25 protein-coding genes are annotated in these 25,336 nt (G+C 66.0%); 17 read left to right on the plus strand and 8 right to left on the minus strand.

The annotated features are described in order from the left end of the window. Positions 1-7: 7 nt before the first annotated feature. The 5 genes from N911_RS0106155 (at position 8) to N911_RS0106175 (ending at position 4,577) form a co-directional block, all read left to right on the plus strand. Positions 8-1,249, plus strand: a complete 1,242-nt coding sequence (locus tag N911_RS0106155; protein WP_029895369.1) for an efflux RND transporter periplasmic adaptor subunit — start codon at positions 8-10, stop codon at positions 1,247-1,249. Then, entirely contained in the window at positions 1,246-1,926 is a 681-nt protein-coding gene (locus tag N911_RS0106160) for an ABC transporter ATP-binding protein (RefSeq protein WP_029895371.1), read from the plus strand. The genes N911_RS0106155 and N911_RS0106160 overlap by 4 nt, the downstream gene beginning before the upstream one ends. After that, positions 1,907-3,142 (plus strand): ABC transporter permease, encoded by a 1,236-nt coding sequence (locus tag N911_RS0106165; protein ID WP_237559906.1) that lies wholly within the window; start codon positions 1,907-1,909, stop codon positions 3,140-3,142. The genes N911_RS0106160 and N911_RS0106165 overlap by 20 nt, the downstream gene beginning before the upstream one ends. A 389-nt stretch (positions 3,143-3,531) precedes the next feature. Then, positions 3,532-3,804, plus strand: coding sequence for a transposase (locus N911_RS0106170; RefSeq protein WP_029895375.1), 273 nt, complete (start codon positions 3,532-3,534; stop codon positions 3,802-3,804). Then, the gene (locus N911_RS0106175; protein WP_051693969.1) at positions 3,801-4,577 is read left to right on the plus strand and encodes an IS3 family transposase; all 777 of its coding nucleotides are present in this window, start codon (positions 3,801-3,803) and stop codon (positions 4,575-4,577) included. Before N911_RS0106170 ends, N911_RS0106175 begins: the two co-directional genes overlap by 4 nt. Here N911_RS0106175 and N911_RS0106180 read toward each other — a convergent pair. Both N911_RS0106180 and N911_RS0106185 read right to left on the minus strand, forming a co-directional pair. Continuing rightward, complete coding sequence (locus N911_RS0106180) at positions 4,574-4,993, minus strand: YHS domain-containing (seleno)protein (protein WP_051693971.1); 420 nt, start codon at positions 4,991-4,993, stop codon at positions 4,574-4,576. The two genes, N911_RS0106175 and N911_RS0106180, sit on opposite strands and share 4 nt — an antisense overlap. Beyond that, entirely contained in the window at positions 4,990-5,301 is a 312-nt protein-coding gene (locus N911_RS0106185) for a hypothetical protein (protein ID WP_029895380.1), read from the minus strand. Before N911_RS0106185 ends, N911_RS0106180 begins: the two co-directional genes overlap by 4 nt. Before the next feature lie 168 nt (positions 5,302-5,469). On the opposite strand from N911_RS0106185, the gene dnaE reads away from it, so the two are divergent. The 10 genes from dnaE to N911_RS0106235 all read left to right on the plus strand — a co-directional run bounded on the left by dnaE (position 5,470) and on the right by N911_RS0106235 (position 18,194). Then, positions 5,470-8,979: a DNA polymerase III subunit alpha gene (gene dnaE / locus N911_RS0106190; protein ID WP_035104423.1), complete on the plus strand. Its 3,510-nt coding sequence runs from the start codon at positions 5,470-5,472 to the stop codon at positions 8,977-8,979. Continuing rightward, on the plus strand, positions 8,964-9,350 hold the full coding sequence (locus tag N911_RS0106195) for a 6-pyruvoyl trahydropterin synthase family protein (protein ID WP_029895384.1): 387 nt from the start codon (positions 8,964-8,966) through the stop codon (positions 9,348-9,350). Before dnaE ends, N911_RS0106195 begins: the two co-directional genes overlap by 16 nt. After that, on the plus strand, positions 9,350-9,817 hold the full coding sequence (gene dtd, locus N911_RS0106200; RefSeq protein ID WP_029895385.1) for a D-aminoacyl-tRNA deacylase: 468 nt from the start codon (positions 9,350-9,352) through the stop codon (positions 9,815-9,817). The genes N911_RS0106195 and dtd overlap by 1 nt, the downstream gene beginning before the upstream one ends. 131 nt (positions 9,818-9,948) lie before the next feature. After that, positions 9,949-10,374, plus strand: a complete 426-nt coding sequence (locus N911_RS0106205) for an ATP-binding protein (RefSeq protein ID WP_029895386.1) — start codon at positions 9,949-9,951, stop codon at positions 10,372-10,374. Continuing rightward, positions 10,356-10,688: an STAS domain-containing protein gene (locus tag N911_RS0106210; protein WP_029895387.1), complete on the plus strand. Its 333-nt coding sequence runs from the start codon at positions 10,356-10,358 to the stop codon at positions 10,686-10,688. The genes N911_RS0106205 and N911_RS0106210 overlap by 19 nt, the downstream gene beginning before the upstream one ends. Continuing rightward, positions 10,688-12,385 carry a CgeB family protein gene (locus tag N911_RS0106215; protein ID WP_029895389.1) on the plus strand — a complete coding sequence of 566 codons (1,698 nt, stop codon included), beginning with the start codon at positions 10,688-10,690 and terminating at the stop codon, positions 12,383-12,385. The genes N911_RS0106210 and N911_RS0106215 overlap by 1 nt, the downstream gene beginning before the upstream one ends. Before the next feature lie 6 nt (positions 12,386-12,391). Then, positions 12,392-13,765: a glycosyltransferase family 9 protein gene (locus N911_RS0106220; protein ID WP_051693974.1), complete on the plus strand. Its 1,374-nt coding sequence runs from the start codon at positions 12,392-12,394 to the stop codon at positions 13,763-13,765. A gap of 120 nt (positions 13,766-13,885) precedes the next feature. Continuing rightward, the gene (locus tag N911_RS0106225) at positions 13,886-15,700 is read left to right on the plus strand and encodes a flagellar hook-length control protein FliK (protein ID WP_029895393.1); all 1,815 of its coding nucleotides are present in this window, start codon (positions 13,886-13,888) and stop codon (positions 15,698-15,700) included. 19 nt (positions 15,701-15,719) lie between these two features. Beyond that, positions 15,720-16,472: a flagellar hook assembly protein FlgD gene (locus N911_RS0106230; protein WP_035104427.1), complete on the plus strand. Its 753-nt coding sequence runs from the start codon at positions 15,720-15,722 to the stop codon at positions 16,470-16,472. 54 nt (positions 16,473-16,526) lie between these two features. Then, complete coding sequence (locus N911_RS0106235) at positions 16,527-18,194, plus strand: flagellar hook protein FlgE (RefSeq protein ID WP_029895397.1); 1,668 nt, start codon at positions 16,527-16,529, stop codon at positions 18,192-18,194. A gap of 151 nt (positions 18,195-18,345) precedes the next feature. On the opposite strand, the gene N911_RS17390 is transcribed toward N911_RS0106235, so the two are convergent. After that, positions 18,346-18,699: a flagellar protein FlaG gene (locus tag N911_RS17390; protein WP_051693975.1), complete on the minus strand. Its 354-nt coding sequence runs from the start codon at positions 18,697-18,699 to the stop codon at positions 18,346-18,348. Between the two features lie 295 nt (positions 18,700-18,994). Here N911_RS17390 and N911_RS0106245 point away from each other — a divergent pair, with 295 nt between their 5' ends. Then, a complete protein-coding gene (locus tag N911_RS0106245; protein ID WP_029895401.1) occupies positions 18,995-19,894 on the plus strand; it encodes a flagellin N-terminal helical domain-containing protein in 900 nt (299 codons plus the stop codon). Positions 19,895-20,019: 125 nt separating this feature from the next. Here N911_RS0106245 and rnc read toward each other — a convergent pair whose 3' ends face one another. The 5 genes from rnc to fba all read right to left on the minus strand — a co-directional run bounded on the left by rnc (position 20,020) and on the right by fba (position 23,851). Next, a complete protein-coding gene (gene rnc / locus N911_RS0106250; protein WP_029895403.1) occupies positions 20,020-20,727 on the minus strand; it encodes a ribonuclease III in 708 nt (235 codons plus the stop codon). After that, entirely contained in the window at positions 20,724-21,188 is a 465-nt protein-coding gene (rnhA, locus tag N911_RS0106255) for a ribonuclease HI (protein WP_029895405.1), read from the minus strand. Before rnhA ends, rnc begins: the two co-directional genes overlap by 4 nt. Continuing rightward, positions 21,185-21,718: a hypothetical protein gene (locus tag N911_RS16660; RefSeq protein ID WP_035104430.1), complete on the minus strand. Its 534-nt coding sequence runs from the start codon at positions 21,716-21,718 to the stop codon at positions 21,185-21,187. Before N911_RS16660 ends, rnhA begins: the two co-directional genes overlap by 4 nt. Before the next feature lie 140 nt (positions 21,719-21,858). Continuing rightward, positions 21,859-22,848 (minus strand): type I glyceraldehyde-3-phosphate dehydrogenase, encoded by a 990-nt coding sequence (gap, locus tag N911_RS0106265; RefSeq protein WP_029895409.1) that lies wholly within the window; start codon positions 22,846-22,848, stop codon positions 21,859-21,861. Positions 22,849-22,927: 79 nt separating this feature from the next. Next, the gene (gene fba, locus N911_RS0106270) at positions 22,928-23,851 is read right to left on the minus strand and encodes a class II fructose-1,6-bisphosphate aldolase (RefSeq protein WP_029895411.1); all 924 of its coding nucleotides are present in this window, start codon (positions 23,849-23,851) and stop codon (positions 22,928-22,930) included. Positions 23,852-24,117: 266 nt separating this feature from the next. Between fba and N911_RS0106275 the strand changes: the two genes are divergently transcribed. Then, on the plus strand, positions 24,118-25,335 hold the full coding sequence (locus N911_RS0106275; RefSeq protein WP_051693977.1) for a hypothetical protein: 1,218 nt from the start codon (positions 24,118-24,120) through the stop codon (positions 25,333-25,335). The last annotated feature ends 1 nt before the right edge of the window (position 25,336 follow it).

The raw sequence follows: 25,336 nt of genomic DNA on the forward strand, positions 1-25,336 counted from the left end.
CTCCCGTATGAAGAAAATCCTGCTGCTTCTCCTCGCCCTGGCTGTCGCCGGGGGCGGGGCATGGTACCTGTTCGGCTCCGGCGAAAAGAAAGGGCGCGTCGAGGTCCTGGAAACGGCCCAGGTGGAGCGCGACTCCGTGCGCAAGGTCCTGGAGGCCACCGGCATCATCAAGGCCGAGGTGGGCGCGCAGATCAAGATCGGCGCGCGCTCCACCGGCGAGATCGAGGACATGCTGGTGCGCATCGGCGACCGGGTGCAAAAGGGCGACCTCATCGCGGTCATCGACTCCCGCGAGGAAAAGGCCCAACTCGACGAGTCCAATGCCAGGCTGGCCCGCGCCAGGGCCGAGCTGGAGCGCGTGCGCCGCGTCTACCCTCTGCAGATAGAGGAGGCCGAGGCCGAGCTGCGGCTGTCCCAGGCCGAATTGGAGTTCGCCGAAAAAACCCTGCGCCGCCAGAAACGGCTCGTGGAGCAGGACCTCCAGGCCGTGGAGGAGCTTGACAAGGCGGAGCGCGACGCCCGCACCGCCGCCAAGCGCGTGGCCGCCAGGCAAGCCACCCTGCGCCGGCTGAACGAAGAATACGAGCGCGAACTGAACAAGGCCGGGGAGTCCGTGCGGGAGGCCCAGGCCGCCCTGGAGTCAGCCCGGGTCCGCATCTCCTACACCGAAATCCACTCCCCCATCGACGGCATTGTTTCCCAGGTCACGGCGCAGGAGGGCGAAACCGTGGTCTCCGGGCTGCAGGTCTCCAACCTCATCACCGTGCTGGACCCCACCCGGCTGGAAATGTGGATCTACGTGGACGAGACCGACGTGGGGCAGGTCGAGCGGGGCATGCCCGTGGAGTTCACCGTGGACGCCCACCCGGACACCACCTTTCACGGCACCATCGACCGCATCTACCCCGAGCCGGAAATCCGCGACAACATCGTCTACTACCAGGCCATCGTGGACCTGGACGAGGAAGAGGCCGGACAACTCCGGCCGGAAATGACCACCCAGTGCCAAATCGTTGTCCAGGAACTGCAAGACGTGGTCAGCCTGCCCAACACCGCCCTCAAATGGGTTGGCGAAAAGAAGGTCGTATTCCGGGTCGGGCAGGACGGCGCGGCCGAACAGATCGACCCCGACCTGGGCCTGGAAGGCCTGGAGCGCAGCCAGATTCTCTCCGGCCTGGCTCCGGGCGATGACGTGGCCACCAGGATCGTGCTGCCCGAAGGCGCCAAAACCGCCGGAGGCGGGCAGTGAGCCAGCCACTGGTCAGGCTGCGGGACATCCGCAAGGAGTACCGCCAAGCCGACACGGCGGTGGAGGTCCTCAAGGGCATCAGCCTGGACATCTCCGAAGGCGAGTTCGTTGCCCTGCAGGGGGCCTCCGGCTCGGGCAAGTCCACCCTGCTGCACATCCTCGGCCTGCTGGAAAGCCCCTCCTCCGGCGAATACTCCATCGCCGGCAGGGAGGCGGCCAACCTGGACGACGACGAGCGCAGCGACCTGCGTAACCAGCTCCTGGGCTTCGTGTTCCAAAGCTTCTACCTGGTGCCCTACGCCACCGCCCTGGACAACGTGCTCCTGCCCGGCCTCTACGCCGCCTCCCCCTCCGGCGAGCTGCGCGAGCGCGCCGAGGAAATCCTCGGCCAGGTGGGGCTGGCCGACCGCGCCTCCTTCCGCCCGGCCCAGCTCTCCGGCGGCCAGCAGCAGCGCGTGGCCCTGGCCCGCGCCCTCATCAACGACCCCAAGCTCATCCTGGCGGACGAACCCACCGGCCAGCTCGACTCCTCCACCTCCGAGGAAATCATGGGCCTGCTCTCCCGCATCCACGGCCAGGGACGCACCGTGGTGGTCGTCACCCACGACGAATTGACAGCCAGCTATGCTGGCCGCCGCATCACCATGGTGGACGGCCTTGTCTCGAACCAGGAATAGCCCCCTCCTGGCCTGGCACGTCGTCGGCCAGGCCCTGCGCGCCCTCTGGGCTTTCAAGCTGCGCTCCGCCTTCGTCATCTGCGCCACCGCCCTGGGCATCGCCTCCCTCACCGTCATCGTAGCCTCGGTGGACGGGGCCCAGAAAATGGCCCGCGAGATCACCGAGCAGTTCGGCCCGGACGCGGCCTTCATCCTGGGCGGCGACATCTTCAACCGCGCCGTGGGCCAGCGCGTCCTCACCCTCTCCTGGGACGACGCCCGCAAGCTGCGCCAGTCACTGCCCGGGGCCAAGATGGTCGTGCCAATGCGCGCCGTGGGCGAAGTCACCGCCCGCTACGGCGGCAACCACATCACCCTGGACAACGTCATCGGCTCCACGGAAAACTACGCCCTGGCCTGGGACTGGCCCCTGGAGGAAGGCCGCGACATCTCCCGCGAGGACGTGGACCGGGCAGCCAAGATCGCCCTCATCGGCTCCGAGCCCGCGGAGGAACTCTTCGGGCGCCAGTCCCCCATCGGCAAGACCATCTTCGTCAAGAACATGCCCTTCCAGATCGTGGGCAGCCTCACCGAGCGCGGCTTCAGCGGCCGCCGCTCGCCCGACAACCGCATTATCCTCCCCCTGACAACCCTCACCCAGCGCTTCAACCTCGACCGCAACTACTTCCGCGCCCTCCGCATCAAGTTCCACGACGTGGAGAACATGCAGGCCAACGCCGCCAATCTGCGCTCCTATCTCCGCCACCTCCACGACCTCGAACCCGGCGAGAGCGACGACTTCACCATCCTCACCGCCGACGAAGTCCTCAAGTTCCTCTCCATGCTCAAGGGCAGTCTTGTCGCCTTCCTGGGCGTCACAGCGGCCGTGGCCATCCTGGTGGGCGGCTTCGTCCTGGCCAACCTCTTCTACTTAAGCGTCAGCGAACGCTCCCGCGAAATCGGCATCCGCCGCGCCTTCGGCGCGCGCAAAGGCGCCATCCTCTTGCAATTCCTGGCCGAAGCCGTGGGCCTCACCGTCACCGGCTCCCTCCTGGGCCAGGGACTCGGCCTGGCCCTAGGCCAACTCCTGGTCCGGCTCGACATCCTGCAAATTGAACTCTCCTGGAAAATCTTCCTCCTCTCCCTCGGCTCCGCCCTGGCCATCGGCATCATTTTCGGCCTCCGCCCCGCCCGCCGCGCCGCCGCGCTGGATCCCATAGAGGCGTTGAAGGGGTAGGAAGAGAAGAAGGAAGATTTCTCCCTTCGGGCGACCAGGGGGCTTCGCGCCCCCTGGACCCTGCGGCAAAATAATTTTGCATTTGGGTTCGCGAGATGGCGCACGGTGGGGCGCGGAGAGGGAGTATCCCGGCGTGCTTGCGCTCAGGGGCGCGTTTCCTCGGTAAAACGCCGCCCCGGCCGTTTGGCTTCGCATACGTTGAACGCGAAATTGAGCAGGTATCCCTCGGCAGCCACATGCCCGTACCAAGCCCCCGAGCGAAGCGAGACCCAAGTGCATTTTTTGGAAGGATGGCGGGGGAGGGGGAGGAAGGAATATCCTGCCCCCAGTTTGAAACAGCCTTGATTTAAGTGGAAGTCCGTGGCTTCTCAACAGGCAGGAGGTTTGCCATGAAGCGACGGAAGTGGACCCCGGAGCAGAAGACTCGGGTCGTCCTCGAAGGCCTTCGAGGACGACCCGTGGGCGAAGTGTGCGCCGAGTACGCCATCTCGCAGAACCAGTACTACAAGTGGCGCGATCAATTCCTTGCCCAGGCGCACAAAGCGTTCGAGACCGAGCACGGCGCACAGCCTACGGCCAAGCTTGAGCGCGAGAACATGAAGCTCAAAAGCCTGATCGGTGAGTTGACCATTGAGCTAAAAAAAAGCGGGCCGTTCGGATGAAGCGTGGACCATATGCAAAGGTCGCCGAGCGCAACGCCGACCTCCTGGCCCGCATTCGCGGCATCAAGGCCGACCATCCGTTCTGGGGATACCGTCGGGTCTGGGCGTTTCTGCGCTTCGTGGACGGCGTAGTCGTCGGCAAAAATCGCGTCTACCGGCTCATGAGCGAGCATGACCTCACGGTGAAGCCCAACCTGCGACTCAAGGCCAAACGCAGGCCGACCGGCGTCAAGCCCCGGCCCACGCGACCCAACGAGTGGTGGGGTATCGACATGACCAAAATCAAGATTGACGGCTACGGCTGGCTGTACGTGGTCATTGTGCTTGATTGGCGCACCAAGAAGGTCGTCGGCCATTACGCCGGCGACCAGGCCAAGGCGTGGCATTGGCTCTCGGCGCTCAACGCGGCTGTCGGCAGGCAGTTCCCCGAAGGCGTGCGCGACGGCGGTCTTCATCTCATGGCCGACAACGGCTGCCAGCCGACCTCGGCGAGCTTCATGAAGGCTTGCCGCGTCATGGACATCAAACTCGCCTTCACCAGCTACAACAACCCAAAAGGCAATGCCGACACCGAGCGCTTCATGCGCACCATGAAGGAAGAGCTGGTCTGGATTAATGAATGGCGTAGCCCGACGGCCTTTTGCCAAGCCTTGGGCTCCTGGATCGAAGAATACAACCAAGGCTACCTGCACTCGGCGCTGGGGTATAAAACCCCGGTGACAACCGAGCAGGAACTGATCAACTCGCGGACTCTCTTAAAAAAGGCTTGCTAAACCGGGGGCAGTACATGGTTTCGTTCCCACTTTTGCTGGATGTCGTGGTCGTAGTTGAGGTAGAGGCGGCCGTTGACGATTTTCCAGGCGGTGGGGTCGACGTCCGCAGTGTAGCCCTGGGCCACTGCCCAGGCGCAGTAGCCGCCGTAGGCCGGGGCGTATTTCTCCGGATTCTCCATAAACATCGCGCGATGCTGTTCGGAGGCGAATCGCCAGGTGGTGCCGTTCCATTCGAACTCATAGTCGCCCAGGCCCTCCACGGCCTCTTCCTGGATGAAGTAGGCCACGGGGTCGTAACCGTGGATGGCCAAGTCGGCGAGGAAGGTGGAGTTGACCGGTTCGTCGGCCGACAACTGGGCTGGGACGGCCAACGCCAGGAGCAGCCCCAGCATGAGGGCGGCGAGGGTTTTGATCATGGCTTTTCCTTGCGGCTGAACCCGGCGGCGAAGTGTTCCTTGCGCGTGGGGCAGTCGTCGTTGAACGGGGAGAGGACGAGTTTGCCCTCCTCCACCTTGGCTTTGTAGCAGCCTTCGGCTCCCGGGCAATCCGGGGCGTCGGAGTCGTTGACCACCACCAGGCTGTTTTCCACGGCGCGCCAAGTGCCTCGGATGTCCTCTCCACCCGGGTAGCTCAGGGAGTAGCGGCCGTCCTCCTCGATGCGGAGACGTGATTTCTGCTGCGGGTTGGTCCAGTCGCCGACGAGGGAACTGCTGTTCACGACCATTGAGCGCTCCTTTGGAGATTTTCGCTACAATCTATCATCCCGTGCGGGCCTTCGGAAGGGGGGTTCCGGGAAATCGTCCGCCATGCTGTTCCGTTTACCTTTGAAGCCCTTTGCGCTATCCTCGTCTGCTAAACATAACACATTGAAATAACTCTTTTTCGGAGCCCCATGTCCACCTTCGTCCACTTGCACTGCCACACCGAATATTCCCTTCTGGACGGCGCCATCCGTCTTGACGACCTCTGCACGAAGGCCAAGGACTTCGGCATGCCCGCCGCGGCCATCACCGACCACGGCAACATGTTCGGCGCGGTGGAGTTCTACATGAAGGCCAAGGATTACGGCATCAAGCCCATCCTCGGCTGCGAGGTTTACGTGGCCCCGAACGGCCGCACCGACCGTTCGGCCAACTCGGCCAAGGCGGCCGGGTTCCACCTGGTGCTGCTGGCCAGGAACAACGCGGGCTACAAGAACCTGCTCAAGCTGGTCAGCGAGGGCTTTCTGACCGGCTTCCACTACAAGCCGCGCATCGACTTCGACCTGCTGCGAAACCACTGCGAGGGGCTGACCGCCCTGTCCGCCTGCCTGGCGGGCGAGGTTCCCCGGGCCATTCTGGGGCAGGGCATGGACCACGCCCGCGAGGTGGTCAAGCGCCACGCCGACCTTTTTCCGGGCCATTTCTACCTGGAGTTGCAGTCCAACGGCATCCAGGAGCAGTTTACGGTCAACGACCGGCTCAAGGAGCTGGCGGGCGACCTGTCCCTGCCGCTGGTGGCCACCAACGACTGCCACTACCTGGAATCCTCCGACGTCCAGGCCCACGAGGTGCTGCTCTGCATCCAGACCGCGGCCACCATCGACGACCCCGGCCGCATGCAGTTCGGCACCGACTCCCTCTACTACCGCTCCCCGGAGGAGATGGAGCGGGAGTTCTCGGACACGCCCGAGGCGGTGGCCAACTCCCTGCGCATCGCCGAGGAATGCGATGTGGAGCTGGACCTCAAGAGCCTGCACTTCCCGGTCTACGACCTGCCCGAGGGCATGACCCTGGACGAGGAGTTCCGCCGCCTGTGCCGCGACGGCCTGAAGAAGCGGCTGGAGCTGGTGGAGCCGGACAGGCACGAGGCCTACTGGGAGCGGCTGGAGTACGAGCTGGGCGTCATCTGCGAGATGCAGTTCCCAGCCTACTTCCTCATCGTGCAGGACTTCATCAACTGGGCCAAGGACAACAACATCCCGGTGGGGCCGGGACGCGGTTCGGCCGCAGGGTCGCTGGTGGCCTACGCCCTGCGCATCACCAACATCGACCCCATGCCCTACAACCTGCTTTTCGAGCGGTTTTTGAACGTCGAGCGCGTGTCCATGCCGGACATCGACATCGACTTCTGCGAACGCCGCCGCCTGGAGGTCATCCGCGACTACGTGACCCCCAAGTACGGCGAGGACGCGGTGGCCCAGATCACCACCTTCGGCAAGATGAAGGCCAAGGCGGTGGTGCGCGACGTGGCCCGGGCCATGGGCTTCACCTTCGGGGAGGCGGACAAGATCGCCAAGCTCATCCCCGAAGAGCTGAAGATGACCATCGACAAGGCCATGGAGAAGGAGCCGGAGCTTCGCACCATCTACGAGACCGATCCCAAGGTGAAGAAGCTGCTGGACGTCTCCCGCAGGCTGGAGGGGCTGTGCCGCCACGCCTCCACCCACGCCGCGGGCGTGGTCATCTCGGACAAGCCCATGACCGAGTACCTCCCCCTCTACAAAGGGAAGAAGGGGGAAATCGTGACCCAGTTCGACATGAAGAAGGTCGAGAAGGTCGGCCTCATCAAGTTCGACTTCCTCGGCCTGCGCACCATGACCGTCATCCAGGACAGCCTGGACAACATCGCCCGCCAGGGCATCACCCCGCCCGACCTGGACACCCTGCCCCTGACCGACCAGAAGACCTTCGACCTCTTCTCGCGCGGCGACACGGACGGCGTCTTCCAGGTGGAGTCAGGGGGCATGCGCGGCTACCTCAAGAAGCTGCGTCCCAACTGCTTCGAGGACCTCATCGCCATGCTGGCGCTGTACCGGCCCGGTCCGCTTTCCTCGGGCATGGTGGAGATGTTCATCGACCGCAAGCACGGCCGCGAGAAGGTGGAGTACCCCCACCCCTCCCTGGAGGAGACCCTGAAGCCCACCTACGGGGTCATGGTCTACCAGGAGCAGGTCATGAAGACCGCCCAGGTCATCGCCAACTACTCCCTGGGCGAGGGCGACATCCTCCGCCGGGCCATGGGCAAGAAGATCGAGGAGGAGATGGCCAAGCAGCGGGTGCGCTTTCTGGAGGGCGCCCGCGAGAACGAGATTCCCGACTCCACGGCCAACGAGATATTCGACCTCATGGAGAAGTTCGCTGCCTACGGCTTCAACAAGTCGCACTCGGCCGCCTACGCCATGATCTCCTACCACACGGGGTACCTCAAGACGCACTACCCAATGGAGTTCATGGCCGCGCTCATGACCTCGGAAATCGAAAACCAGGACAAGATTCTCAAGTACATCACCTGTTGCCGGGACATGGACATCCCGGTCAAGGGACCGGACATAAACCACTCCCGCTACCAGTTCATCGTGGAGGGGGCCGAGGGGGACAAGGGCGTCCGCTTCGGCCTGGGCTCCATCAAGAACGTGGGCCAGGCGGCCATTCAGGAGATCGTGGACCAGCGGGAGGAAGGCGGCCCCTACACGTCCCTGCTGGACCTCTGCACCCGGGTGGACCTGCGCAAGATGACCAAGCGGGTGCTGGAGCACCTGGTCAAGGCCGGGGCCATGGACTGCCTGGGCACCACCCGCGCCGCCCTGCTGGCCGGTCTGGAAAGGGTGCACGCCCAGGCCCAGAAACAGCAGAAGGAGCGCGACTCCGGCCAGCTCTCCATGATGGGCCTACTGCCGGAACAGCCGCGGAAGCTGCCCGGCCTGGGCATCAACTGCGAGGAGCAGACCCTGGAGGAGATGGAGGACGAGAAGATCCTCCGCTTCGAAAAGGACGCCCTGGGGCTGTACCTCTCCTCCCACCCCCTGCTGGCCCACCGCTCGGAGATACGGCGGCTGCGGCTGGCCACCCTGGAGGAATGCGCCGAGATGGGCGCGGAGGCCGAGGTCAAGGTGGCCTGCATCATCACCTCCAAGCAGGAGAAGTACACCAAGAAGGGCGACAAGATGGCCATCTGCTGGATCGAGGACCTGACCTCATCCTGCGAGATGCTGGTATTCCCTCGCGCCTTCGAACAGATGCGCCACCTGCTGGACGAGGACCAGCCCCTGCTGGTCACGGCCAAGATAGCCCCCAGCGAGGACGATGACGACGTGGACGAGGAGACCCCCAAAAAGGCCAAGCTCTTCGCCGAATCGGCCAAGCCCCTCTCCGAGGCCCAGGCCTCCTCCTCGGAGCCGGTTACCCTGGCCCTGGACGTTGTGGGGCTGCCCCCCGAGCGGCTGGACGGCCTGGGCGAGGTGCTGGCCAGCCATCCCGGCCACGCCCCGGTGTACCTCTGCCTGCGGGTGGACGGGGCGGTCTGCCGCCTGGAGCTGGACTCCAAATACAAGGTCTACCCCTCCTCCGACTTCCACAAGGCCGTGGAGGCCTGGCGGAAGGAACTCTGCGCCAATGGAGACGTGACATGCCGTACCGGCTGAAGGTCGAGAAATCCTTTTCCGCCGCCCACCAAATTCTGGAGCAGGGCGGCAAGTGCGAGCGCATGCACGGCCACAACTTCCAGGTGACCGTGCTGGTGGAGGGCCACGAACCGGACCCGGCCACCGGCATGCTGCTGGACTTCGGCGTGCTCAAGGCGGAGCTTTCGGCCGTGCTGGACGAGCTGGACCACTCCCACCTCAACCAGCTGCCCGCCTTCGAGGGCCGCTCCGTGTCCTCGGAGCGCATCGCCCGCCACATCCACGACCGCCTGGCCGAGCGGCTGGCGGACCACGCCGGGGTGCGCATCGCGGAGGTGGAGGTGGGCGAGAAGCCGGGCCAGTCCGCGGCCTACATCCCGGAGGCGGGCTGATGCGGCTGCTGGCGCAGCGCGTCTCCCGCGCCCGGGTGGAGAGCGGGGGCGGGACGCTGGGCGAGATCGGGCCGGGGTTGTGCGTGCTGGTCGGCTTCGGCCGCGGCGACGGCGAGGACCTGCCCGGCTCGCCGATCTGGGAAAAGATGCTCGCCAAGCTCATGGGCCTGCGCATCTTCGAGGACGAGGCGGGCAAGCTGAACCTGAGCCTGGAGGACACCGGCGGCGGGCTGCTGCTGGTCTCCCAGTTCACCCTGTACGCGGACTGCCGCAAGGGCCGCCGCCCCTCCTTCCACGTGGCCTGCCCGCCGGAAACGGCCGAGGGGCTGTACGACCGGCTGGTGGCGGACTGCTCCGCCCGGCTGCCGGGCCGGGTTCAGTCCGGCCGCTTCGCCGCCTCCATGAACGTGGAGCTGGTCAACCACGGTCCGGTGACCATCCTGCTGGATTCCGAAAAACTCGCCTGATTCCCCGCCTCCTTTGCCCGCCCTTTTATAAAAGCCGGACGGGGGTTTGCCTTTCCGCGCGGAAACGTGGAATATGGCCGCCATCGGTATGAACGGCCGAAGCGCGCACGCGCTTCTCTGGGAGGGCGTCCATGGCTGAATTCCTGTTGCGCAGCGATGCGCTTCCCGCCTCGGCCCGGCGGCTGTCCAAGGCGGCCTGCGCCATCCTGGGGGCCAGCATCGGGGACGCCGACCTGCTGCACGACCTGGATTTGGCCGTCACCGAAGGGTGCGCCAATGTGGTGTGCCACGCTTACGGCGGCCGCCCCGGAAACCTGGAGGTCCGCCTGCTCCTTGAAGAGGAGGGCGGCTTCGTGGAGGTGGAGATAGCCGACTGGGGCATGGGGCTCGACCCCGAGGCCCCCATCCGCGACCCCGGCCCGGAGGCCGAATGCGGGCGGGGTCTGTTCATCATGGCCTCGCTGGCGGACGAGTTCGACGTCCGCCGGGTGGAGGGGCGCACATTGGTGCGCATGCGCAAACGCGTGGGAGAAGCGGCATGGAAGGGCTCGCAATAGACCCCGGCGACGGCTGCCTGAAGCTGACCTACAGCGGCGAAATCGTCATCGACACCGTGACCGAATTGTCCCGGCGGGCCGTGGACGCGGTGGAGAACAGCCCGGCGGAGCGCGTGGTGCTGGACCTCTCGGACGTGCCCTTCATCGACAGTTCCGGCATCGGCTTTCTGGTCTCCCTGGACACCCGGCTGCAAAGCTTGGGCAAGAAGCTCTACCTCTGCTGCCCCGGCTCCCAGGTGCGCAAGACCCTCTCCCTGGTGCAGCTGCACCGCTATTTCAACTTCATCGACCATATCGACGACTTGCCAGCCTGATGGCCGACCCCAAACCGACCACCGCCCCCGGAGGCGAAACCGACCTCCTCCTCGACCTGAACGGCCGCTCCCAGCCGCTTTTGGGGCGCGGGGGGGCGCGCACGGAGACCCGGCCCGTGGAGGGGTTTCTGGCCCGGGAGACGCCCGGCCTGCCGGTGCTCTTGGGCGCGGGGCTGGGGCACGGCTTGCGGAAGCTGCTGGCCGGGTACGACGGCCCGGTGGCCGTGGTGGACAAGGAGGCGGCCATCCAGGCGCACTCTCCCGCGCGACGGGAGGCCGAGGCCTCGGGCCGGGTGCTGTGGCTGGACGGGGAGGACGCCCGGGAAGCCCTGGCCGAGCTGACCCGCTGGCAGATGGAGAACGGCGGCGCGCCGCTCGTCCCCCTGCCCCACCCAGTCTACCTGCGGCTGGACCCGGACCACTACACCGGGCTCAAGCGCGGGCTGGAGGCCTCCAGCCGCTTCAATTTCTGGGAGAAGGCGCGCTACGCCAAGTTCACCGGCGACACCCCGCGCGTGCTGCTCATCTCCTCCCGCTATTTCCTCATGGGCGAGATAATGGCCGCCTGCGAGCGCATGGGCGTGGAGCACCGCTTTCTGGACCTCTCCGCCAGCGAGGGCGAGGACGGCGAGGTGGGCCGGGCGGATTTCGTGGAGGAGCTGCTGCGGTCGGTGCTGGAATTCAAGCCGGACTTCGTCTTCACCATCAACCACCTGGGCGTGGACCGCGAGGGGGTGCTGACCGACCTGCTTGCGCGGCTGGAGCTGCCGCTGGCCTCCTGGTTCGTGGATAACCCCCACCTCATCCTCTACATCTACGACAACCTCACCTCCCCCTGGACCACGGTCTTCACCTGGGACGCGGACAACCTGGACTCCCTGGCCGAACTGGGCTTCCCCAATGTGCGCTACCTGCCCCTGGGAACGGACGTCCACCGCTTCCGGCCGGACGCCCCACCCGGGCCGGATTCCTGGCGGTCGCGGGTTTCCTTCGTGGGCAACTCCATGGTGCACAAGGTGGCCCGGCGGCTGGAGGTGGCCGCTCCCCCGCCCGAACTACGCGAGGCCTACCCGAAAATCGCCGCTGGCTTCGGCGGGAGCGAGGACTGGAGTGTGCGGGCCTTCATGGAGCGCAGCCACCCGGACTTCATGCCCGCCTTCGAGTCCCTGGGGACCACCGAGCGCAAGCTGGCCTTCGAGACCCTGGTCACCTGGGAATCCACCCGCGCCTACCGGCTGGCCTGCGTGCGGTCCACCCTGCCATTCACCCCCCTCATCGTGGGAGACCCCTACTGGAAGGAAAGCCTGCCAGGCGAGGGGAGCGGCTGGCGCTACCACTCCGAGCTCGGCTACTACGACGACCTGCCTCGCTTCTATCCCCTCTCGGAAGTCAACTTCAACTGCACCTCCAAGCAGATGAAGGGCGCGGTCAACCAGCGCGTCTTCGACGTGCCCGCCTCCGGGGCCTTCCTTCTCACCGACCACCGCCGCCAGATGGAGGACCTGTTCGAGCCGGGGCGGGAGGTGGTATTCTACACCTCCCCGGAGGAAGCCTCGGAGCTGGCCGCCCGCTACCTGGACGACCCGGCCGCCCGCGCCCGGGTTGCCGAGGCGGCCCGGCAACGGGTGCTGGCCGAGCATACCTACGACCACCGCCTGGCCGAACTGCTGGAAGCAATGCGCTCCATCTATGGATAGATAGCCGTGGCCGACCCCATCCTCATCCTCCAGATGCAGCGCATGGGCGACCTGGTGCTGACCTTCCCCCTGGTCCACTGGCTGCGGCGCCTGCACCCGGAGCGGGAAATCTGGGTGGTGGGGGAGGAATCCTTCTTCAAGGACCTCTACCCGGTGTCGCCCGGCGCGGTCTTCTTTCCCTGGGGGGCGGCGGACAAGCTGGCCACCCGGCGCTACGCAGCCGTGGTCAACCTCTCCATACGCGAGCGGGCGGCCGAACTGGCCGGTCGGCTGGAGACCGACCTGCTCCTGGGCCCCCACCTGGACGCGGACGGCGCGCGGCGCATCCGGGGGGAGTGGCAAATCTACCGCGCCTCGCTGGTGCACAACAACCGGCACAACCTCTTCCACTGGGCCGACCTCAACGCCCTGGACACGGTTCCCCTCGAACGCATGGCCGCCACCCGCTGGGAACACCCCAGGGTGGGCCAGGGCGAGGCCGTGGGCGTCTTCCTCGGAGCCAGCGAACCGGCCAAACGGCCTAAGGAATCCTTCTGGGCCGACCTGATAGGGGAACTCTTCGCCCGCCGCCTGCGGCCGGTCATCCTGGGCGGCCCGGCCGAGGCCGGGGAAGGCGAACGGCTGGCCCGGGCCTTCGGCGGCAAGATCCTCAACCTAGCGGGCAAGACCGGCCTGGCGGAGCTGGTGGGCGCGCTGCGCACCCTGGCCCTGCTGGTCACTCCGGACACCGGCCCCATGCACCTGGCGGCCTGGATGGGCACCCCGGTGCTCAACCTTTCCATGGGGCCGGTCCACCCCTGGGAGACCGGCCCCCACCCCGAGGGGCACACCGTGGCCCGGACCGGGCTTTCCTGCCTGGGCTGCTGGCGCTGCACCCGCCCCGCCCTGCTCTGCCGGGAGCGCTTCCGCCCCGCGGCCGTGGCCCACCTGTGCCGCCGCCTGCTGCGCGCGCCCGGAACCATGCCCCCCCAGCCCCCCGGACTGCGGCTGGCCGCCACCGCCCGCGACCGCTTCGGCCTCTACGACCTCAGCCCGGCCGGACCGGCCTCCCCGCGTCTGGTGCTCGACCGCTTCTGGCAGGGCTTCTTCGGCCGCGCCTTCGGCCTGTGGGACGAGGCCGAGGCGGCCGTCAGGCTGGACGCCCTGCGCGAGGCCGCGCCGCAATCCGCCGAGGCCATGGCCGCCCGCCTGCCCCTTCTGCACAGGGTGCTGGGGCGCGGCCTGCGCGACCCGGCCACTCCGTTTTGGGACCAGGCCCCGCCCCTGTTCCGCTCCCTCACAGGCTACCTGCAGACCATGCTGGACAACGCCGACCACTCCCCCGCCGCGCGCAAGCGCGCACTTGGCCTGGCCGAGTCCCTCTCCGCCCTGCTGGCTTGATTGTCCGGCAGGGAAAAAACTGCCCCTCCCCGCCCTGACGCGCTCTCCAAGTAGCTGGAATCACAAGGCCAGCCAGACTGGTACACGCCTTGTACTTTCCCCGGCAAAGGAGTTCACGCCATGCAGATTTTTCCTTCCCATAGCCAAAAGGAGTCCTCCGGGGAGGGCCTGTTTTCCTTGCGGGCCGATACCCGCCGCGGAGCGGACAGCTTCGCCGAGCTCATGGGCTCCGCCGCCAGCGCCGTGCGCGCTGCGGCCGAAAACCGCCGCGAGCGGAGCGACTCCGAGACCATCCGCCTGGACGACTCCCGCCAGTCCGCCCGCCAGGCGGCCGAGGACGCGGAGCACGCCGCCCGGCGGCGCGTGGAGGACGCCCGTTCCGCCGCCGAACAACAGGCTGGGCGCGGCGGCGCCGAGGTGAACCGCGAGGCGTTCCGCCGTGTGGAGGGCTCCGGGGAGCTGAAGCCGCACGAGGTCAAGATGACCGAGGACGACTTCGGGGAGCTCCAGGGCAAACTGGCCCAGCTCGGCTTCTCCAAGGAGGAGATCGAGGGGCTGCGCGAGAAGCTGCGCAGCGACGAGGGCCTGACCTGGGGCGAAATGGTTGAGCGCATCATGGCCAAGAGCAAGGAACTGCTCGAGACGGGCCAGGGCGCGGAACTCTCCACGGTGCAGAAACAGCAGTTGGACTCCTTTTTCCAAAAGATCGGCTTCTCGGCCGACGAATCCGCCGACCTCATGGACGACTTGGCCAACGGCAAGTTCAGCAGCGTCCTGGAGGTTGTGGACAAACAAATTTCCAGCCTGCCCCAGGACAAGCTGCTCAAGCTCAACCCCAAGGGCGTGCACGCCCTGGTGGAGTCGCTGAACCTTTCCAAGGAGGCAAGCGACAAGCTCAAATCGCTGTTCAAAGGCGAGGACAGCCGCGAGGTGGGGCTGAACGAGCTGAAGAACATGCTTTCTGAGATGCGCAAGGAGGTGGAGCTTGACCAGAAGCAGAAGCTCGACCTGCTGCGCGAAGTGAAAACCGCGGTGGAGGACGCCCTCAAGGCGGCCATCCAAAAGGCCTCCGGCCAGCAGGCGGACGAGGATTCGGCCAAGGTCATCGCCGCGGGCAGGGACAAGACGGCCATGGAGCAGTTCCTGGGCAAGAAGGAGAACGGGGACGCCAAGGAAGCCGGTGCCGACGCCAAGAACGGCGGCGAAGCGGACAAGGGGAGCGCCTCCGAGGAGTTGGTCAACGCCCGCAAGGACGGCTCCAAGGACCAGGGCCACTGGAGCGAACAGGAGAACCAGCGCCAAGCCGAACAGAAGAACGCCTTCGACGAGCTGTGGTCCAAGGTGGAGAAGGAGATCGAGGACCCGGCCGTGCGCCAGGTCTTCGCCGACGCCAGGGCCGAAGTGCAAAACGCCAGGGCCGAGGCCAAGGCCTCCCTGTCGCAGCAGGCCCGCGCCAGCCTGGCTGACCAGCACTCCGAGGAAATTTTCCGGCAGGTCCGCGAGGGGATGCTGAAGAACATGCCTGGCGGCGGCAAGCAGCTCACCCTGGAGCTGGAGCCGCGCGAACTGGGCCGGCTGACCGTGGCCCTGCAGGTGCAGGGCAAGGAGGTCAAGGCCCTCATCCGCACCGAGAACAACGACGTGACCCGCGTCCTGGCCGAACAGATGGCCCAGGTGAAGCAGACCCTGGAACAGCAGGGCATGAAGGTCACGGAGATGGACGTCCAGACCGGGCTTTCCCGAGAGGACGCCATGGGCCGCCAGTGGAAGGACGCGGAGCAGCACAACCTGGAGCAGCAGCGCCAGGCCATGGCCGAAATCCGCACCCGCATGCGCAACCTCCGTCAGGAGTCGGTGCGGGGCGACGCCTTGCAGGAACAGATGGCCGAGATCAGACGGCTGGCCTCGGAAAACGGCATCAGCCTGATCGCCTAGCCGTCACGGAGAACATCGCATGTACGCTTTTCAGGAAATAGGACGCGCCGAACAGGAATTCACGGTCGACCCCTCCAAGCAGGAGATCAACAAGGAGCTTGGCCGCGACACGTTCCTGCAGCTCCTGACCGCCCAGCTGGGCAACCAGGATCCCCTGAACCCCATGAAGGACAAGGAGTTCACCGCCCAGTTGGCCCAATTCTCCTCCCTGGAGCAGTTGACCAACATCAACGAGGGCATCGGCGACATGAACGAGGCCTCCAAGAGGCAGGAAATGCTCTCCGCGGTCAGCTTCATCGGCAAGCAGGTGCGCGCCGAGGGCAACACCTTGAGCAAGTACGGCGACTACTCCTCCACCGTCTACTACGGGCTGGAGGAGCCGGTCACCAACGTCAACGTGAACATCTTCGACTCCTGGGGCAACGTCATCCGCACCATCCAGGGCGGCGCCATGCAGGGCGGCATGTACGAGTTCCAGTGGGACGGCAAGGACTGGCAGGGCAACAAAGCCCCGGACGGCACATACACCGTTTCCATCTCCGCCGAGGGCGCCGACGGGCAACCCGTGATGGTGGACACCGAGGTCAACGGCACCGTGGCCGGCGTCTCCACCTACGAGGGCCAGCACTACCTGCGCCTGCGGGACGGCCGCACCGTCAAGTTCATGGATGTCCAGGAAGTGGTCAATCCCGCAGCTCCCCCCGCCGACGGCGGCGAGGAGGAGACCGGCGGAGGCGACGAATCCCAGGAAAGCGAAGAGACAACGCAATAACCCTTTCGGGTCGGCAGCAACGGGTCAACCGAAGAGCGAGTCAAGGAGGAAAACATGGGTCTTTCAGCAGCACTCTTTTCCGGCATCACGGGCCTTGGCGCCCATGGCGAGAAAATGTCCGTGCTGGGCAACAACATCGCCAACGTCAACACCATCGGCTTCAAGGCCGCCCGCATGCACTTCGAGGACGCGGTCAGCCAGGACATCTCCACCTCCCAGGGTGTGGGCCAGGTGGGGCGCGGCGTGCGGCTGGGGGCGGTCTACGCCGACTTCAGCCAGGGCTCCTTCGAGAACACCAACGAGTCCACCGACCTGGCCGTGGGCGGCGAGGGTTTCTTCATCGTCCGCGACGCCAACTCGGAACAGGACTTCTACACCCGCTCGGGCAACTTCCGCTTCGACAAAAACGGCAACTTGGTCAGCCCGCAGGGATACGTCCTGCAAGGCTGGGAGGTGGAGGACAGCAACACAACCAGCGCGGCCCAGACCAACCAGACGGAATCCAGTTCCGCCGCGCAGGAAACGCGCATCGTGGGCGTGCCCACCGACATCCAGCTGGAGAATTTCCAGTCGCCGCCCAAGGAGACCAGCCGGGTCTCGGTCATCACCAACCTCGACTCCGGCGAAACCTCCCGGTCCGAGGATCCCAACAATCCCTTCTTCGCCATGCACCAGGTGTGGAACGGGCAGGCCGAGGATCCCATCGGCGATTCCCAGTTCGCCTATTCCACCACCGTGCAAATCTACGACGAGAACGGCTCCTCCCACAACATGACCGTCTACTACGACCCCGTGGACGTCTCCAACGCGGGCGGCCGCAAGGTCTGGGAGTACATCGTCACCGTGGACCCGGCGGAGGACGGGCGGCTGCTGTCCAACGGCACGGCCATGAACACCACCTCCGCGGCCGGACTGCTGGGCACGGGCACGCTGACCTTCAACGCCGCGGGCGAGCTGACCGGCGTGTCCTCGTACCAGCTGCAGGCGGGCGAGATTAATGGCGACCTCAAGGCCCTTTCCAACTGGAAGGTGCCGGAGAGCGGCTTCTCCCAGAACGGCTACCCCACCTTCGTGGCCAACTTCCTGGGCCGGGAGAACGCCAGCTTCAACAACGCCTCCCAGGCTGACAGCTCCAAGGTCCTCATCGAGATGGACTTCGGCATGCGCAACCAGCAGACCCAATGGGGCGGGCTGAACGCCACCAACTCCAACGCAGCCCTGTTCTCCATCAACAACCCCTCCACCAGCGGCGGCGCGGTGCAGAACCTGCCCAACTTCGGAGACACGGAGCGGTCTGCCCTGGCCTCCACCTCCTTCTCCTCGGGCTCCACCACCATCCAGCAGTCGCAGGACGGCTACAACGCGGGCTTCCTGCAGAACATCTCGGTGGACCGCGACGGCGTCATGACCGGCCGGTTCTCCAACGGACAGGTGCAGGAGCTGTATGTGGTCTCACTGGCCAACTTCAACAATCTCAACGGATTGCGGAGAGACGGGGGCAACCTCTACCTGGAGACCAGGGAGTCGGGACCGGCCATCACCAACCGGCCCAACACCGCCGGGCTGGGCTCCATCCAGTCCAACTCCCTGGAGCAGTCCAACGTGGACCTGGCCACCGAGTTCGTGACCATGATCACCACGCAGCGCGGCTTCCAGGCCAACTCCAAGGTCATCACCACCACCGACACCATGCTCGGCGAACTCATCGCCCTCAAGCGCTAAGCACCAGTCGACCCCGACTCGCTCCATACAGGGGGCCGCCGTCCGACCCGCGGCGGCTCCCGCTACAAAGCGAAAACCCCTTCCGTATCCCCGGGAGGGGTTTTTCGCATGGGCCTCGCCGCGCCCCATGTCGTCCGGGCCGTCCCGACGCCTAGTAGGTCTTGTCCAGAAGGCCCCTGGCCATGTCGCGGATGGAGCGGGACAGCTTCAGGAGGTCGTCCGGCGGCAGCTTGCGCACCACCTTGCCCGACCCAGGGTCCACGATCTCCACCTGCACGGTGTCCGACTCCTCGTCCACCTTGAAGCGCAGTTTCAGGCCGATGGAGGCCAGCGTTTCCTCCGCCTGCCCCCGTGCCTCGTCCAGCACGCGCTTGTCCCTGGCTTCCTGGAAGTCCAGCGGGCGCTTGCGCGCTTCGGCCGGAATCTCCGCCGGGCGCGCGCGGGGCTTTTCCACCCCTCCCTGGGAGCGCGCGTCGTCGAACCGCAGGGTGTGTATGGTGCTCATTTCGTTCCCTCCCTGGATGTCCGGCGGCGCATTCCTTTGCCCGCCTATCCGACTCTCTTTTCGGCCCCGCGGCACCGGTTCTTTAGCGCGGCGGAAAAAAACCCGCCCGCGTGGGAACGATCTGCCCTCCCCCGCGGTATAGGGGGCCGCGCGCACCGGCCAGGACCTGGGAAAAAACTGCCACACTGCACACAATACACCGTATAAACTGAAAAAGTTTCCGTTGGCACGGCCCGTGCTTTCTCCAGACAAACCCCAAGGAACGGCAGGAGAGAGCAACAAGGAGGTTTTCGTCATGTCTTTGGTAATCAACCACAACCTCATGGCCATGAACGCCTCGAGGAATCTGAATGACGCCTACGGCGGCCTCAGCACCTCGGTTCGGCGCCTTTCGTCCGGCCTGCGCATCGGCACGGCCGCCGACGACGCCGCCGGACTGGCCATCCGCGAGCTTATGCGCGCGGACATCGCGTCCCTCAACCAGGGCGTGCGCAACGCCCAGGACGCCATCTCGATGATCCAGACCGCTGACGGCGCGCTGCAGGTCATCGACGAAAAGCTGATCCGCATGAAGGAGCTGGCGGAACAGGCGTCCACGGGTACCTACAACTCCGACCAGCGCCTGATCATCGACTCCGAGTATCAGGCCATGGCTTCGGAAATCACCCGAATCGCCAACGCAACGGACTTCAACGGCATCCAGCTTCTCAACGGACAGCTTTCCTCGGATACCTTCAACGGAAACGGGCTGGTCTCCACCGGCAGGCTGAAGGTCCACTTCGGCACCGGCAACTCCTCGGCCGAGGACTACTACTACGTCCAGATCGGCACCTCCACGGCCTCCTCGCTGGGGCTGGGGCTGGGCAGCGACCTGACCAACACCGCCGGAGCGTCCATCTCCACGCAGGCCCTGGCGCAGACCGCCCTGGACCAGATCAACGAGGCCATCATCTCCAAGGACAAGATCCGGGCCCATCTCGGTTCCATGCAGAACCGCCTGGAAAACACCATCACCAACCTGCAGATCCAGTCCGAGAACCTGATGGCCTCGGAATCGCGCATCTCCGACGTGGACGTGGCCACCGAGATGACCGAGTTCGTGCGGCAGCAGATCCTCTCGCAGTCCGCCGTGGCCATGCTGGCCCAGGCCAACAGCCTGCCCAGAATGGCCATGCAGCTCATCGGCGGCGGCTAGTAGGCGATAACGGAGGGCCGCGACCGGCCCGCCGTTATCCATGAGGAACGAAGGCTACGCCTCTCCCCCGGGGGTCCGGCCGTTCTTCCGCGCAAGCCCCTTCCTCCCCAGGGAAGGGGCTTTTTCTATTCGGCGTCGTGAGAGAGTTCGGTGAGGGCCAGGCGGGCGGATTCCTGTTCCGCGGTCTTCTTGCTGGAGGCCTGGGCCTCGAAGGAGCGGCCATCCGGCAGGTCCACCCGGACGCGGTAGATCTTGGCGTGATCCGGGCCTTCCGCGCCCACCAGGGAGTAGACGGGGCGCGCCCGGAAAAGGGTCTGGGTGACTTCCTGCAGGGCGGTCTTGTGGTCTTTGGCGTGGGGCAATTCGGCCGACTCCGGCCACAGTCCCGCCAGAAGCCGGGAAACCACCTTGCGCGAAGCCTCGAACCCGCCGTCCACGAATACCGCGCCCATGATGGCCTCGAAGGCGTCGGCCAGCAGGGAATCGCGGTCGCGGCCGCCCTGGGACTCCTCGCCCCGGCCCAGGTAGATGTAGTCGGGCAGGGCGATCTCCCTGGCCAGGCGGGCCAGGGCGGGCTCGCGCACCAAGCGCGCGCGCAACCGGGTCAGCCGCCCTTCCCGCTCGCCGGGAAAGCGGGCGTACAGTTCTTCGGAGACGCACAGCTCCAGCACGGCGTCGCCCAGAAACTCCAGCCGTTCGTTGCTCTCACCGCCGTGGGCGGACTCGTTTATCCAGGAGGAATGGGTCAGGGCCAGGCGCAGCAGCGCCTCGTCGGAAAACCCGTGCCCCAGCCGCTCTTCCAGTCCGGATGTGTCGGTCCGCGGCGCGGTCATGTCCCGTACCCCTCGTCCGCTGGCAGACCGTCCCGCTGGGCCGCCGCCCTGGCCAGCTCGTCGCAGCGTTCGTTCTCGGGATGCCCGGCGTGGCCCTTGAGCCAATGGAACTGGACATCGTGGCGGGAAAGCAGCGGATCGAGCCGGGTCCACAGGTCGCGGTTCTTGACCGGCTTCTTGGCGGCCGTCTTCCAGCCGTTGCGCTTCCAGCCCTTGAGCCAGCCCTGGGTGATGGCCTTCTGCACGTACTGCGAGTCGGTGTAGAGCTCCACCCGGCATGGTTCGCGCAAGGCCTCCAGGGCCTCGATCACGGCCAAAAGCTCCATGCGGTTATTGGTGGTGCGGCCGTACCCGCCGTGCAGTTCCTTTTCCGAGCCGCTGTACTCAAGCAGCGCGCACCAGCCGCCCGGCCCCGGGTTGCCCAGGCACGAGCCGTCCGTATGGACGCGGACCTCTTTCACGATGGATTTTCCCCCTCCCGCACAGCGGGGTCTTTTCCTGAAATTTCCTCCAGCCGCTCCCATATGGCGGCCAGCAGCAGCACCAGGCCGCTCTGCCACTCCTCGTCTTGCCAAAAATCATTCAGATGGTTGGCGCGCAGGTCGTCCAGAAACTCCTCACCCAGGGCCGACCCCAAAAGCGGAGGCAGCCGCAGCACGATTTCTTCACTGGCGGGCGAAAGCCCCACGTAGAGCGTCTTCTGGTCCGACTCGGGCCGCGGCGCCGGCCCTTCCACCACCCGCAGCCTGAAGGAGATGCCGTAGCGGGAGTGCAGGGCGTCGCGGAATCCCTTCACGAAGGAGAGCTGCTCGTCCGAGAGGTAGCCACCGGTGTCGGCCACGTCCTGCTTGCGCTCTATCTCGGAGATGACCCGCTGGTTGTTCTCCCAAAAGGCCCAGATGACGGCCGCGAAGATGGCGAAAAGCGCCACGATGCGGATGAACCGCTCCAGGCCGGAGGACTGCTTGAGGGAGGGAAAGAGTCTGGACATGGGATGAACCGCTCCGTGGGCGAGCCCATACTGTACCGCAACGCCCCCGATGGCAAGGGCCTCGGCCGGGGGAACGAAAACGGGCGGCGTCCGCGTGGGGACGCCGCCCGGTCGTTGCGGATGTTGGCTTCCCGGCGGGCCTACAGGGAGGCGGCCACCTTCTTCACCAGCCGCAGCAGCTGGTGGGTGAAGCCGGCCTCGTTGTCGTACCAGACGATGACCTTGACCTGGGTGCCGCCCTGCACGCGGGTGCACAGGCCGTCCACCACTCCTCCGTGGGTGTCCCCGATGTAGTCGCAGGAAACCAGCGGAATCTCGGTGTAGCCCAGGTGCTCGTCTGCCGCGTCCTTGAAGGCCTGGTTGACCTCGTCAGCGGTGGTGGCCTTGTCCACCTCCACCACCAAGTCCACCAGGGAGCCGTCCGGGGTAGGCACGCGCACGGCCATGCCGTCCAGCTTGCCGTCCAGCTCGGGCAGCACCAGGCCCACGGCCTTGGCCGCGCCGGTGGTGGTGGGCAGCATGGACACGGCCGCGGCCCGGCCACGGCGCAGGTCCTTGTGGGAGCCGTCCAGAATGCGCTGGCTCATGGTGTAGGAGTGCACGGTGGTCATCTGGCCGTGCTTGATGCCGAACTTCTCGTGCAGCACCTTGGCCGCGGGGGCCAGGCAGTTGGTGGTGCAGGAGGCGTTGGAGACGATTTTGTGGGCAGCGGGGTCGTAGTCGTCGTCGTTGACGCCCATGACCACGGTCACGTCCGGCTTCTTGCCCGGCGCGGAAATGACCACCTTCTTGGCGCCGCAGGCCAGGTGCTTCTCGCAGGACTCGCGGTCGGTGAACTTGCCGGTGGACTCCACCACCAAGTCGCACCCCTCGTCGCCCCAGGTCCACTCACCCGGCGCGTTGCGGGTGACTTTTATCTTGCGGCCGGCGATGACGATGCCCTCGTCCCAGGTGCCGACCTCACCGGGGAAGGTGCCGTGCACGGAGTCGTACTTGAAGAGGTGGGCCAGATCCTCGTTGGAGGCGCGGGCGTTGATTACGCCCAGCTCGAGCGTGCCGTCCTCCGCCATGATGCGCGCCAGATAGCGTCCGATGCGGCCCCAGCCGTTCATGCCGATGCGTACGGGCATATGTTCTTCCCTCGCTGTTGTGGGGTGAGTGTTTCAGCGTATTTTTCTCGCACGGGCCGCCTCCGCGGGCCATGACAAACTAGGCCGCTCCCTTGCAGCCCAGGACGTGCTCGATCTTGTGGGTGACCATGTCTTTGACCGCCTGCCGCGCCGGGCCGAGGTACTTGCGCGGGTCGAAGTCCGCGGGGTTCTCGGCGAAGTATTTGCGGATGGTGGCTGTCATGGCCAGGCGGATGTCGGTGTCGATGTTGATCTTGCAGACGCCGTACTCCGCGGCCTTGCGCAACAGCGTCTCGGGAACGCCGCAGGCGCCCTCGATCTCGCCGCCGTGCTTGTTGGCCATCTCCACGTACTCGGGCAGCACGGAGGAGGCCCCGTGCAACACCAGGGGGTAGCCGGGCATGAGCTTGTTGATGGTCTCCAGCCGCTCGAAGTCGAGCTTGGGCTCGCACTTGAACTTGTAGGCCCCGTGGGAGGTGCCGATGGCCACCGCCAGGGAGTCGCAGCCGGTGCGCTCCACGAATTCCTTGGCCTGGTCGGGGTCGGTGTAGATGTTCTCCTCGGCGGAGACCTCGTCCTCCACCCCGGCCAGCACGCCCAGCTCGGCCTCCACCCAGACGCCCTTGTCGTGGGCGTACTCCACCACCTCCTTGGTGATGCGGATGTTCTCCTCGAAGGAGTGGTGGGAGCCGTCGATCATGACCGAGGTGAAGCCGCCGTCGATGACTTCCTTGCAGATGTCGAAGTCCTGGCCGTGGTCCAGGTGCAGGACCACCGGCAGGTCGGTGCGGGCCAGGGCCGCTTCCATGAGCTTGATGATGTAGTCCTGCCCGGCGTACTTGCGCGCCCCCGCCGAGACCTGGAGGATGAGCGGACTGCGCAGCTCCTCGGCGGACTGCATGATGCCCTGGATGATCTCCATGTTGTTCACGTTGAAGGCGCCAACGGCGTAGCCGCCCCCATAGGCCTTGTCGAACATCTCCTTCGGCGAAACCAGCGGCATTGTGCCTCCTGTGGCGGATTATTGGGAATATCGGCGCGGTGGCCGGGACCACCGCGCGTAAATACCATCAATTATGTATCCGGGGGCGTGGCGGCTGTCAACGAACCGTGAACAAGGGACCGGAGTCACACGCTTTCCCCCGTCGTCCTTGCCAAAACCGACCTGAGCGGGCACAACATGAAGCATGACCCGTGAAGGGGCCTTCCCGACCGCGGCGAATCAACGCCCCGGGCCGCCCCCGCCGGGAGACCAGACGAGAGGTGACGATGACCGAGATAGCGCGGATGGAAATCCGCAGCCTCAAGGAGTTCTACCGGCTCATGGCCGCCACCCGGGAGGTGCGGCTGGAGGCCGTTTCCGCCATTCTCGACGGGGGAGAACCGCCGGTCGAGGCGGCCGAGTCCCTGGAGAACGCCCTGGCCGCCCTGCGCGGCCTGCCCCACGAGGACGGCAAGGCCAGGCTGGACCTGGACGGCGAGCGCACCGTGCTGGCCGACCTGACCTATGAGACTACGGAACTGGACAAGGACATCGTCTATTTCCGCCAGGGGGAAAAGGCGCTGCTGGACCGGCTGGCCGAGGACCACCCCGCCCTGCCGGAGGAAGTCGAGCGGCTGGCCGAGCCGCTGGCGGGCAAACGATTCACCACATTCATCACCGACCGCGACGGCACCACCAACAACTACTGCGGCCGCTACCGCTCCTCGGTGCAGTCGGCCTACAACGCTGTCTTTCTGACCCGCTTCGCCCGGGCCAGGGTGGACAACCCCGTGTTCATCACCTCCGCGCCCCTGTCGGACTTCGGCATACTCGACGTCAGCGTCAACCCGGAGCACAGCTTCATCTATGGCGCCTCCAAGGGGCGGGAGTTCCTTGATTTGTCCGGCAACCGGCGGGCCTACCCCGTGGACCCGGACAAGCAGGCCCTGCTGGACCGGCTCAACGCCGAGCTGACCCTGCTTCTGGAACGGCCCGGCTACGAGCGCTTCGGCCTCATCGGCTCGGGGCTGCAGTTCAAGTTCGGCCAGACCACCGTGGCCCGGCAGGACGTCACCGGTTCCATTCCCGAGGAGGAGTCCCGCTCCTTCCTCAAGGCCGTGTCCGGGCTTGTGCGGCAGATAGACCCGGACAACGAGAACTTCCGCATCGAGGACACCGGCCTGGACATCGAAATCATCCTGACCATCGAGGGCGAGGGCGGGGTGAAGGATTTCGACAAGGGCGACGCCATCCGCTACCTGACCGGGGAACTGGGCATAGACATGGCCGACGGCCCCCACCTCGTCTGCGGCGACACCGCCTCGGACCTGCCCATGCTGGCGGCGGTGCGTGAAATGTGCCCCAAGGAGACCGCCTGTCTGCTGGTCACGCAAAAGGACGACCTGGCCCGGCGCACCCGCGAGGCCTGCCCCCAGGCGCTCATCGCCCCCGTGCCCGACGTGCTGGTGGCCCTGTGCAACCGCCTGGCCCAAGAGGAGGAATAGC

Origin of the sequence: Desulfohalovibrio reitneri (genome assembly GCF_000711295.1) — a bacterium.
GTDB classification, from domain to species: domain Bacteria; phylum Desulfobacterota; class Desulfovibrionia; order Desulfovibrionales; family Desulfovibrionaceae; genus Desulfohalovibrio; species Desulfohalovibrio reitneri.